Below are 9,959 nucleotides of genomic sequence, written 5' to 3' on the forward strand. Positions count from 1 at the left end.
GGCGTGACCGGCGAGGTCCACTTCGTGGATTCCGGCTACAACATCATCTCGATGCCGCGGCCCGACGTGCTCCAGGCCCAGGACGAGGCCGGCGTGGTCGGCGACGCGTGATAAGGGTTGCCCGCGATGCCGACGCATCGCGGGCAGTCCGCCGCACGCGCGGCGACGCGCGTTCGCGCTTGCCGACGGCTGACGGCAGGACCAGTCGACGGTTCAGGCCATCGGTCCGAGGACATCGGTTTCGAGTACATCGGGTTCAGCGCGTCACCGCGATCAGCCCGATCACGAGGCCGGCGCCGAGCAGGATGAGGTGCACACCGCCCCCGCCCGCGAGCCAGGCCAGCCACTCCGTCACTGGTCACTGCGGGATGCGGCCGGGGGGCAGCAGGCCCCCGCCTCGCGCGCGGCGCTCCGCATCGGCCGGGGACGGCGGTGCGGAAGGGTAGTTGGAGGCGAACGGGTTGGTCGGCACGCGGCCGGGCGGCCCCTCGAGGGTCGCGACCCGCTGCGCACAGCCGCCGAGGGCCAGGGCCGTGAGGAGCGCGAGGCCGATGGTGGTCTTGACGAGCATGGAACGCCTTCTCGTGTGGGTCTGCGCCGGATAGATCAGGATCGATCCCGCCGCGAGGCGGGATGGGAGGACGGGATGGAACCGCACCGCTTCGAGCAGGACGGCGAGACCTTCGAGGCCGAATTCGAGCGGACGCCGGAGGGGTGGGTCGCCCGCATCCGCCGCACGGGCGACGACGTGGTCCATGTCGTCGCCTTCGCGGACGAGGTGGGCTACGCGGCCGACGACCCGCAAGGGTCGCTCGCCGCCGGGTGCGAGGCAGCGGCCGCCCGCCTGCCCTGGGGCACCCCGACCCGCCATTGAGGAACCCTGCGTTGCCTCACGTGTTCGCGCTCAACACCGGTCACGCGTTGAGGAGCAGACATGTCCGAGGTCACCTACCACATCGTCGAGCACGACGGCGGCTTCGCCTACAAGGTCGGCGACGTGTTCTCCGAGACGTTTCCGAGCCGCGAAGACGCCCTCCAGGCGGCACAGGCCGCGGCGGCCGAGCAGCAGGTGCCCGGCTCGACCGAGGGCATCCGCTATCAGGACAAGGCGGGCGCCTGGCACGACGAGACGGCCCAGGGCAACGACCGGCCGACCGCGAAGGTCGAGGATTGAGGGCTTCCAGTCCGGCGAAAGCACCGACTTGCTCCCGCCGGGCCAGCAGATACATACACGGCTCGCACCCCGGTAAGCCTTTGTTCCCGAACGCGTTTCCTCTCCCCCTTGCGGGGAGGAGAGGGCCGCATCTGGGCCGCGTCACGGTCCGGTAGCGAATATGTGCATCTGTTAGCCTGCCGGGACAGGACGGGCGCTCACCGGCCAGCGGTCGCCTCCGTAAGGACACGCACCCGATCCGCAGGCGACGCGATCCGTCCCGCCTTCGTGGTCGGACCGACGCACGATGTCAGTTGCGGTCGTCCGGCATGATCGGCAAGGCAGCGACCTCGATCCCCTCGTCGATCAGGGCACGGGCCTCGTCGGGGCTGGCCTGGCCGTAGATCGAGCGCTCTTCCGCCTCGCCGTAGTGGATCTTGCGCGCCTCCTCAGGGAAGCGCGCGCCGACATGTTCGGAGGTCGCCACCACGCGCTCGCGCACGGCCCGGAGCATTGCCCGCATCCGCTGCTCCGGCTCGGCGATCATCGGCAGGACCGGATCGGGAGCCGGGGCCGGCAATGCCTGGGCGAGAGCCCGCCCGCGGTCGGTACGGGCGAGGGCTGGCGCCATCAGGCCCTTCTCGACCTTGGCCGAATCGCAGACCGGACAGGTTACGAGGCCGCGTTCGGCCTGCGCATCGTAGGAGGCGGAGGACGGGAACCAGCTCTCGAAGCCGTGGCCGGCCTCGCAGACGAGGGCATAGCGGATCATGCCGGGCTAACGCGCATCCGCGCCGGAACGCCCCACGTGTTCCACCGTGAACGGCCTCGCGTGCTGGAGCGCCGGGATGCGCGCCCGCGCGTCGGCCACGGCGGCGAGGTCGATCTCGGCCAGGATGACGCCCGGCTCAGCGCCGCCGGCATCCGCCAGCACACGGCCCCAGGGATCAACGATGATCGAGTGGCCGTAGGTCTCGCGCCCGTCCTCGTGGTGGCCGCCCTGGGCCGCCGAGATCATGAACGAGCCCGTCTCGATGGCGCGCGCCCGGTGCAGCACGTGCCAGTGCGCCTCGCCGGTCTGCCGCGTGAAGCAGGCCGGTGCCGTCAGCACCGTGGCGCCGGCCTCGGCCAGCGCCCGGTAGAGCGCCGGGAAGCGGATGTCGTAGCAGATGCCCAGGCCGATCCGGGTCCACGGGGTCTCTGCCACCACGGCGCAGGCGCCGCCCGTATAGGTGGCGGATTCGCGCCAGCGCTCGCCGTTCGGCAGGTCCACGTCGTAGAGGTGCAGCTTGTCGTAGGAGCCGACGATGGCCCCGTCCGCGTCGATCAGGAAGGCGCGGTTGGCGACCTTGTCGCCGGCACGCACGGCAAGCGAACCGATCTGGACGACCGTTCCCGTCTCCCGCGCCACCTCGCGCAGGGCGGAAAGCGTCGGGTCGTCCTCCTGCCCGGTCACGACCTGGAACAGCCGCTCGCGGCTGCGCTCGACGAGGGAGGTCATCTCGGGGGTCTGGACGTAGTGCGCACCGCGCGCGGCCGCCTCGCGTAACCCCGCCACCGCCGCGTCGCGGTTGGCTGCGGGGTCGCGGCCGGAGCGCATCTGGATGCAGGCGGCGACGAAGCGCGGCTCAGGCATCCGCGCCGGCCTTCAGCAGGGCATCGAGCTTGCCACCGCGCTCGAGGGCATAGAGGTCGTCGCAGCCGCCTACGTGGGTCCGGCCCACGAAGATCTGCGGCACGCTCGTGCGGCCATCGGCGCGCTCGACCATGGTCGCGCGCGCGCCTTGCGTCTTCTCGACGTCGATCTCCTGGAAGGCGACGCCCTTCTCTTTCAGGAGTCCCTTGGCGGCCGAGCAATACGGGCACCAGGCCGTGGTGTAGATCGTGACCGGCTGCATGGAGGTGGACGCGTCCCCGAGGATGACCACCGTCATATAGGGGCGCGTGGGACCGGTTGCCTATGACCGGGGCGACACGGCGTCGCCCGGATCGGCTCAGGCGGCCAGGAGCTTCTCGACCTCGTTGACGAGGTCGCGCAGGTGGAATGGCTTCGACAGGACCTTGGCGTCCTTCGGGGCCTTCGAATCCGGGTTGAGGGCCACGGCGGCAAAACCCGTGATGAACATCACTTTGATGTCGGGGTCGAGTTCGGTGGCGCGGCGGGCCAGTTCGATCCCGTCCATCTCCGGCATGACGATGTCGGTCAGGAGCAGTTCGAAGGGCTCCTCGCGCAGGCGGTTGTAGGCCGACAGGCCGTTGTCGAAGGACAGCACGTCGTAGCCCGCGTTCTGCAACGCCTTGGCCAGGAAGCGGCGCATGTCGTTGTCGTCTTCCGCCAGCAGGATTTTCATCGGACGGTTCCGGGACCTTCGAGTCGGTGTGTCATTCCATAAAGGGAGGCGATGGTAAACAAGACGTTAGGATTCGGCTCCGGGGGGCCGCGCCGGTCCGCGGCGCGGCGGCATTGCAACGCTGCCGCCGCAGTGGACAGCCGGGGCTCGCCGCAGCAAAGTGAACTCGTGCGGCGCGCGCCTGCCCGGGTGACGAACGCAGGGCCACACGGGGATCGGGCGCCGGTTCCGTGAGAAGGGGATCGGCTCTGGCCACGATGACGACGCCCTTCACGCAGCCGGCCGACGGCCTCGGGTTCACGCCGCCCTTCGCGGTGGACGAGCCGGAGCGGCACACCCTGCCCTTCGTCTTCAACACCGGGCATTCCGGCTCGGTCTACCCGCCGGCCTTCCTCAAGGGCTCGCGCCTCGACGCCCTGTCCCTGCGCCGCTCCGAAGATGCGCATGTGGAGCGCCTGTTCGACTTCGTCGGCGGCCTCGGCGCCCCGTTGCTGCGGGCCAACTTCCCCCGCGCCTACCTCGACGTGAACCGCGAGCCCTACGAACTCGACCCGCGCATGTTCGACGGGCGCCTTCCGCCCTTCGCCAACACCCGCTCGATGCGGGTCGCGGGCGGGCTCGGCACGGTGCCGCGTGTCGTGGCGGACGGGCAGGAGATCTATGCCGGGCGCCTCCCCGTGGACGAGGCGGTCGCGCGCATCGAGGGGCTGTACAAACCCTATCACCGGGCGCTGCGCGGCCTGATCCAGCGCACGGCCCGCCAGTTCGGGCACTGCATCCTGATCGACTGCCACTCGATGCCCTCGTCCAGCCTCGGGCGCGAGGTCGAGAAGGCTGATTTCGTCCTGGGCGACCGCTTCGGCACCGCCTGCGCGCCGGCCCTGACCGAGGCGTTCGAAGCACAGTTCCGGGCCCGCGGCTTCAAGGTGGTGCGCAACAAGCCCTATGCCGGGGGCTTCATCACCGAGCATTACGGCGAGCCCAACCTCGGGCGCCACGCCCTGCAGATCGAGATCAACCGCGGCCTCTACATGAACGAGGCGAGCCTCGCGATCACACCGGGCTTCTTCGACCTGGTCGACACGCTGCGCGCGGTGATCGGGGCGGTGGCGGGTGAGGCCGTGGACCTGACCCCGCGCCGGATCGCGGCCGAATAGGCCGGCCCCGGTAGGGCGCAGCGACCTCTCCGGCACCCGAAGCGGCAAAGCCCGAAAACCCAAGAAAAAAGGCCACTCCCGAAGGAGCGGCCCGAAGTCTAGGGAGGAAACGCCCAAGAAGGGCTGCCGGACCGCGACGCCATCGCGATCCCGCAATGCACAAAGTAAAGTGCGGCGCACAAAACGCAAGGGCTTTTTCCGGGATGTTTCCGCGCCCCGCGCATACCCCGGCCGCGTACGGCGCAGGTGCCCTCATGCTCCGGCGAGCAGCTTCTCGATCTCGGCCTTGAGGGGGCCGGCGAGGTCCTTGCGCTCCAGGGCGTAGGCGATGTTGGCGGTGAGGAAGCCGAGCTTCGAGCCGGTGTCGTAGGTCCGGCCCTCGTAGTTCATGCCGAAGAAGGACTGCTCGGCCATCAGCTTGATCATCGCGTCGGTGAGCTGGATCTCGCCCCCCGCCCCGGTCTCCCCGTTCTCCAGGATGGCGAAGATCTCGGGCTGGAGGATGTAGCGGCCGGAGATGATGAAGTTCGAGGGCGCGGTGCCCTGCTTGGGCTTCTCGACCATGCCGGTGATCTCGAAGGTCTGGCCGTAGGTCTCCCCGACGCTGACGATGCCGTACTGGTGCGTCTCCTCGGGCTTGACCTCCTCGACGGCGACGACGTTGCCGCCGTGGCGCTCGTAGGCCGAGAGCATCTGCTGCATGCAGCCGCGGCTGAGCATGTCCGGCAGCAGCACCGCGAAGGGCTCGTCGCCGACGATCTCGCGGGCGCACCAGACCGCGTGGCCGAGGCCCAGCGGCGCCTGCTGGCGGGTGAAGCTGGTCTGGCCGGCCCTGGGCAGGTCGCGCTTCAGCTCCTCATAGGCCGCCGTCTTGCCGCGCTCCTGCAGGGTGCGGTCGAGCTCGTAGGCGATGTCGAAATGGTCCTCGATCACGGCCTTGCCGCGGCCGGTGACGAAAATGAAATGCTCGATGCCCGCCTCGCGGGCCTCGTCCACCACGTGCTGGACGACCGGACGGTCGACCACCGTGAGCATCTCCTTCGGCACGGCCTTGGTGGCGGGCAGGAAGCGGGTGCCGAGGCCGGCGACGGGGAGGACGGCCTTGCGGATCGGTTTCATCGAGCGAAAACCCAGTCGACAGGGTGGGATGGATAGATACGGTCTGTTCAAGGCGAAGAGATAGCATGGCTCGGGCGGCGGCAAGGCCCTTGATGCAGGCGGGACGAGGCATCCCGCCGGAAAACGACCGTCCGGCCGGACGGATCGAACGGGAGACGAGGCGGATGGCGGTTCTGGTCACGGGGGGCGCCGGCTACATCGGCAGCCACATGGTGCTCGCGCTGCTGGATGCGGGGCACGAGGAGGTCGTCGTCCTCGACGACCTGTCGACGGGGTTCGAATGGGCCCTGCCGCCGGAGGTCAAGCTGGTCGTCGGCGACGTGGCCGACCAGGCGCTGGTCACCGCGACCGTGCGGCAGCACCGCATCGACGCGGTGGCGCATTTCGCCGCCCGGATCGTCGTGCCGGATTCCGTCACCGATCCGCTGGGCTACTACCTCGCCAACACGGTCAAGACGCGGGCGCTGATCGAGGCCGCGGTCCGGGCCGGCGTCCGGCACGTGATCTTCTCCTCGACCGCCGCGGTCTACGGCGAGCCCGAGACCGTGCCGGTGCCGGAGGACCTGGCGACCCATCCGATCAACCCCTACGGCCGCTCGAAGCTGATGAGCGAGTGGATGATCCGGGACGCGGCGGCCGCGCACGGCTTCAGCTACGTGATCCTGCGCTACTTCAACGTGGCCGGCGCCGACCCGCGCGGGCGCAGCGGGCAATCGACGCCGAACGCCACCCACCTGATCAAGGTCGCGACCCAGGCGGCGCTCGGCCAGCGCACGCACCTGGAGGTCTTCGGCACCGATTACCCGACCCCGGACGGGTCGTGCCTGCGCGACTACATCCAGGTCTCCGACCTCGCCGAGGCGCACCGCGTCGCCCTCGACCACCTGCGCGGCGGCGGCGAGAGCCTGACCCTGAACTGCGGCTACGGCCGCGGCTACTCGGTGCTGGAGGTGATCGACGTGGTCAAGACGGTGTCGGGCCGCGACTTCGAGGTCCGGCTCTCGCCCCGCCGGCCGGGCGACCCGGCCCGGATCGTGGCCGGCGCCGACCGCATCCGCGACACGCTCGGCTGGCGCCCGAAGCACGACGACCTCACGGGCATCGTCGGGCAGGCGCTCGCCTGGGAGGACTCCTTGAGCAAGCGCAACCTGCGATGACGGGCTTGCGGATCGCGGGACTCGTGCTGGGCCTCCTCGCCGCCATGTCCACCGCATGGGCGGCCCCGCCCGACCGGGGGCCTGCGCCGTCGACGGGCTTTGCCGCCTTCGTCGCGGGCCTGCGCCCGGAGGCGCAGAGCCGTGGCGTCTCGCAGGCGACGTTCGAGGCCGCCTTCTCCGGGATCACCGGCCCGGACCCCGACGTGCTCGCCCGCACGAAGAGCCAGGGCGAGTTCGCACGGCCCGTCTGGGACTACCTCGTCGGCGCGGTCTCCCCTGCGCGGATCGCCCGCGGGCGGGCGCGCGCCGCAGCGCTCGCCACGACGCTGCGGGCGATCGAGGCGCGCTACGGCGTGCCGGCCCCGGTCGTGCTCGCGTTCTGGGGGGTCGAGTCGGATTTCGGCGCCGGGGGCGGCAGCGTCCCGACCATCCGGGCGCTGGCGACCCTGGCCCAGGCGCGACACCGCGGCGACCTGTTCCGCACCGAACTGCTGGCCGCGCTCACGATCCTGGAGCGGGGCGACATCACGCCCCAGCGGATGAAGGGAAGCTGGGCCGGCGCAATGGGCCAGGTGCAGTTCCTGCCCTCCACATTCCTCGCTCACGCGGTCGACTTCGACGGCGACGGGCACCGCGACATCTGGACGAACGAGGCCGACGCGCTGGCCTCCATCGCCGCCTACCTCAAAGACCTCGGCTGGAATCCGGCCGTCTCCTGGGGCTACGAGGTGCTGCTCCCGGCAGGCTTCGACCTGACGCGCTACACCGGAGAACTCGCCGACTTCACCCGCCGCGGCGTGCGGCGCGCCGACGCCAAGCCCCTGCCGGAGACGGGCAAGGCCGGCCTGTTCCTGCCGGGCGGCATGGGCGGCCCGACCTTCCTGATCACCGACAACTTCGACGTGATCCGGGCCTACAACACCTCCGATTCCTACGCCCTGGCCGTCGGCCACCTCGCGGACCGGCTCGCCGGGGGCCCGGCGCTCGCCGCACCCTGGCCGAGCACGGCCGGCCGCCTCGATACGGCGGGGCTGAAGGCGCTCCAGGGCGGGCTGGCGGCGCAGGGCCTCTATGCCGGCGAGGTCGATGGGCGGGCCGGGCCGCGGCTGCGCGAATCGGTGCGCCGCTACCAGATCCGCGAGGGCCTGACCGCGGACGGCTACGCGACGCCCGCGCTCCTCGACCGGGTCCAGGGGCGCCCTTAGACGGACGCCCCGGGTTTCGCTATCCTCCGGACGCTCAAGACTCTCCGGCATGCCGCCGGGGTGCACGGAAGGTGGCGGATGGCGCTGGCGAGAATGGCCTCGACCCTTTGGGTGCGGACGCTCCTGGCCGCCGGCCTCGGGCTGAGTGCGCTCGCGGCCACCGCGCCGGCGCAGGCCCAATGGGGCGACAGCTACGACCAGCCCTCGGACTCGCGGCGGCGCCCGCGCGACGCCTATTACCGGGACGACGGACGGCCCCAGCGCCGCTCCGCCCCGCAGCAGGAGGCCCCACGCCAATTCTACTGGCCCTGGGAGGATCGGCCGCAGCAGGCGGAGCCGCGCCAGCAGCCGACCTACCGCGCGCCGCGCCCCCGCCCCCCATCCGGCTACGCAGACACGCCGCGCCAGGCCGACACGCCGCGCCCCGTGGTCAAGCGCCGGACCCGGCCCGCGCCCGTGGCCGAGCAGCCCAAGCCCGTCGTGCCGAAGGCCGAGCCGAACGTGCAGATCGCGGTGTTCGGCGATTCCCTGGCCGACCATCTCAGCCGCGGCCTCGACGACGTGTTCGAGGACAACGCCGACGTGGCGGTGATCGACCGCGCCAAGGGCGACAGCGGCATCGTCCGCAAGGACGTGGTGGACTGGCCCAAGGCCGCCGAGGACTACCTGAAGACCAACCCGAAGGTCACCTACGCCGTGGTGATGATCGGCGCCAACGACCGGCAGCCGATCCGCGAGGGCGACCAGAGCTTCGATCCCCTGACCGACCGCTGGCGCGAGGTCTACCGGTCGCGCGTGGACGCCCTGGTCAAGGTGTTCTCCGCCCACAAGATCCCGCTGATCTGGGTGGGCGTGCCGCCGATGCGCAGCGAGAGCCTGACCAAGGACCTGGCCGCGATCAACGACCTCGTGCGCGAGACCGTGACCAAGGCTAACGCGACCTACGTCGACGTCTGGCCCGGCTTCGTCGACGACCGCAACCGCTACGCCGCGACCGGCCCCGACCTCGAAGGCCAGACCGCGAAGCTGCGCACGGCCGACGGCGTCCACTTCACCCATGCGGGCGACCGCAAGCTCGCGCATTTCGTGGACGTGGAACTGAAGCGCCTGATGGGCACGGCCCCGACTGCGCCGGCCGAGCCGCCAACTGCTGCCGTCTCGGCGACGCCCGGGCCGGGGCCGAGCCTCGACGGCACCCCGCCCAAGCTCGACGACGTGGCCGCCATCGACCGCCAGATCACGGCGATGCTGCCGAGCCTGCCCGAGCCTCCGGGCATCCCGTCCCTGCCGGTCAAGCCCGCGGCCGGTCCCGTGGTGCCGCTCGGCCGCGCCGAGACCTCGCCCGGCGGGGTGCTGATGAACGGCCGGCCGCGCGACGGCGACGGTTCCGGCCAGGTCGAACGCACCCTGCAGCGGGGCGCCGCCCCCCTGCCGCAGCCGGGCCGGGCCGACGACTTCCGCTGGCCGCCGGGATAATTCACGATTTCGCGGACATAACACCGCAGTCCATAGCGGCGTTTCCGATCGGCACTCGTCCGCCCCATCCCCCTCATCCCGAGGTGCGGCGACAGCCGCCTCGAAGGAGGCCTCCAGAGGTCGCGCGATCCCCGGAGCCCTCCGTCATAGCCCGCTGACGCGAGCACCGCTGGATGAGGGAGATGGGTGGGACGATCCGGGATGTAGCCCGCGTCGCGGTGTTTCAGCGCGGCAGCACGCTCGCGCCCATCAGGGCCTCGTCGATGGAGCGGGCGGCCTGCCGCCCTTCGCGGATCGCCCAGACCACCAGCGACTGGCCGCGGCGCATGTCGCCGGCCGCC

The 9,959-nt window shown here is 71.1% G+C and carries 12 protein-coding genes and 1 pseudogene; 7 read left to right on the top strand and 6 right to left on the bottom strand.

Going from position 1 to position 9,959, the window contains the following annotated elements:
• Positions 1-111, top strand: a pseudogene (locus COGEMETH_RS03890) (enoyl-[acyl-carrier-protein] reductase FabI); the annotation flags it as partial.
• 247 nt (positions 112-358) lie between these two features.
• On the opposite strand, the gene COGEMETH_RS03895 reads toward COGEMETH_RS03890, so the two are convergent.
• Complete coding sequence (locus COGEMETH_RS03895; protein WP_238181298.1) at positions 359-571, bottom strand: hypothetical protein; 213 nt, start codon at positions 569-571, stop codon at positions 359-361.
• Between the two features lie 75 nt (positions 572-646).
• Between COGEMETH_RS03895 and COGEMETH_RS03900 the strand changes: the two genes are divergently transcribed.
• Together COGEMETH_RS03900 and COGEMETH_RS03905 are read left to right on the top strand one after the other, a co-directional pair.
• Positions 647-874 carry a hypothetical protein gene (locus COGEMETH_RS03900; protein WP_238181299.1) on the top strand — a complete coding sequence of 76 codons (228 nt, stop codon included), beginning with the start codon at positions 647-649 and terminating at the stop codon, positions 872-874.
• Between the two features lie 60 nt (positions 875-934).
• Positions 935-1,174 (top strand): DUF2188 domain-containing protein, encoded by a 240-nt coding sequence (locus COGEMETH_RS03905; RefSeq protein ID WP_238181300.1) that lies wholly within the window; start codon positions 935-937, stop codon positions 1,172-1,174.
• Between the two features lie 289 nt (positions 1,175-1,463).
• Here COGEMETH_RS03905 and COGEMETH_RS03910 read toward each other — a convergent pair whose 3' ends face one another.
• The 4 genes from COGEMETH_RS03910 to cpdR all read right to left on the bottom strand — a co-directional run bounded on the left by COGEMETH_RS03910 (position 1,464) and on the right by cpdR (position 3,504).
• Positions 1,464-1,925, bottom strand: coding sequence for a DUF1178 family protein (locus tag COGEMETH_RS03910; RefSeq protein WP_238181301.1), 462 nt, complete (start codon positions 1,923-1,925; stop codon positions 1,464-1,466).
• Between the two features lie 6 nt (positions 1,926-1,931).
• The gene (locus tag COGEMETH_RS03915; RefSeq protein WP_238181302.1) at positions 1,932-2,789 is read right to left on the bottom strand and encodes a carbon-nitrogen hydrolase family protein; all 858 of its coding nucleotides are present in this window, start codon (positions 2,787-2,789) and stop codon (positions 1,932-1,934) included.
• Positions 2,782-3,051 (bottom strand): glutaredoxin 3, encoded by a 270-nt coding sequence (grxC, locus tag COGEMETH_RS03920; RefSeq protein WP_238181307.1) that lies wholly within the window; start codon positions 3,049-3,051, stop codon positions 2,782-2,784. The genes COGEMETH_RS03915 and grxC overlap by 8 nt, the downstream gene beginning before the upstream one ends.
• Before the next feature lie 96 nt (positions 3,052-3,147).
• The gene (gene cpdR, locus COGEMETH_RS03925; protein ID WP_003603128.1) at positions 3,148-3,504 is read right to left on the bottom strand and encodes a cell cycle two-component system response regulator CpdR; all 357 of its coding nucleotides are present in this window, start codon (positions 3,502-3,504) and stop codon (positions 3,148-3,150) included.
• Between the two features lie 257 nt (positions 3,505-3,761).
• Here cpdR and COGEMETH_RS03930 point away from each other — a divergent pair, with 257 nt between their 5' ends.
• Positions 3,762-4,661 (top strand): N-formylglutamate amidohydrolase, encoded by a 900-nt coding sequence (locus tag COGEMETH_RS03930; RefSeq protein ID WP_238181303.1) that lies wholly within the window; start codon positions 3,762-3,764, stop codon positions 4,659-4,661.
• 252 nt (positions 4,662-4,913) lie between these two features.
• On the opposite strand, the gene galU is transcribed toward COGEMETH_RS03930, so the two are convergent.
• Entirely contained in the window at positions 4,914-5,780 is an 867-nt protein-coding gene (gene galU / locus COGEMETH_RS03935) for a UTP--glucose-1-phosphate uridylyltransferase GalU (protein ID WP_238181304.1), read from the bottom strand.
• Between the two features lie 164 nt (positions 5,781-5,944).
• Between galU and galE the strand changes: the two genes are divergently transcribed.
• The 3 genes from galE to COGEMETH_RS03950 all read left to right on the top strand — a co-directional run bounded on the left by galE (position 5,945) and on the right by COGEMETH_RS03950 (position 9,618).
• A complete protein-coding gene (galE, locus tag COGEMETH_RS03940) occupies positions 5,945-6,937 on the top strand; it encodes a UDP-glucose 4-epimerase GalE (protein WP_238181305.1) in 993 nt (330 codons plus the stop codon).
• Positions 6,938-6,981: 44 nt separating this feature from the next.
• A complete protein-coding gene (locus COGEMETH_RS03945; protein WP_238181308.1) occupies positions 6,982-8,142 on the top strand; it encodes a lytic murein transglycosylase in 1,161 nt (386 codons plus the stop codon).
• Between the two features lie 78 nt (positions 8,143-8,220).
• Entirely contained in the window at positions 8,221-9,618 is a 1,398-nt protein-coding gene (locus tag COGEMETH_RS03950; RefSeq protein ID WP_238181306.1) for a DUF459 domain-containing protein, read from the top strand.
• The last annotated feature ends 341 nt before the right edge of the window (positions 9,619-9,959 follow it).

This window comes from Methylobacterium trifolii (genome assembly GCF_022179685.1).
Taxonomy (GTDB): Bacteria; Pseudomonadota; Alphaproteobacteria; order Rhizobiales; family Beijerinckiaceae; genus Methylobacterium; species Methylobacterium trifolii.

Coding starts and splice junctions, on each gene's coding strand:
- galE (WP_238181305.1), top strand. CDS start 5,945: ATGGCGGTTCTGGTCACGGGGGGCGCCGGCTACATCGGCAGCCACATG.
- COGEMETH_RS03905 (WP_238181300.1), top strand. CDS start 935: ATGTCCGAGGTCACCTACCACATCGTCGAGCACGACGGCGGCTTCGCC.
- COGEMETH_RS03895 (WP_238181298.1), bottom strand. CDS start 571: ATGCTCGTCAAGACCACCATCGGCCTCGCGCTCCTCACGGCCCTGGCC.
- grxC (WP_238181307.1), bottom strand. CDS start 3,051: ATGCAGCCGGTCACGATCTACACCACGGCCTGGTGCCCGTATTGCTCG.
- COGEMETH_RS03950 (WP_238181306.1), top strand. CDS start 8,221: ATGGCGCTGGCGAGAATGGCCTCGACCCTTTGGGTGCGGACGCTCCTG.
- COGEMETH_RS03930 (WP_238181303.1), top strand. CDS start 3,762: ATGACGACGCCCTTCACGCAGCCGGCCGACGGCCTCGGGTTCACGCCG.
- COGEMETH_RS03945 (WP_238181308.1), top strand. CDS start 6,982: ATGTCCACCGCATGGGCGGCCCCGCCCGACCGGGGGCCTGCGCCGTCG.
- cpdR (WP_003603128.1), bottom strand. CDS start 3,504: ATGAAAATCCTGCTGGCGGAAGACGACAACGACATGCGCCGCTTCCTG.
- COGEMETH_RS03915 (WP_238181302.1), bottom strand. CDS start 2,789: ATGCCTGAGCCGCGCTTCGTCGCCGCCTGCATCCAGATGCGCTCCGGC.
- COGEMETH_RS03910 (WP_238181301.1), bottom strand. CDS start 1,925: ATGATCCGCTATGCCCTCGTCTGCGAGGCCGGCCACGGCTTCGAGAGC.
- galU (WP_238181304.1), bottom strand. CDS start 5,780: ATGAAACCGATCCGCAAGGCCGTCCTCCCCGTCGCCGGCCTCGGCACC.
- COGEMETH_RS03900 (WP_238181299.1), top strand. CDS start 647: ATGGAACCGCACCGCTTCGAGCAGGACGGCGAGACCTTCGAGGCCGAA.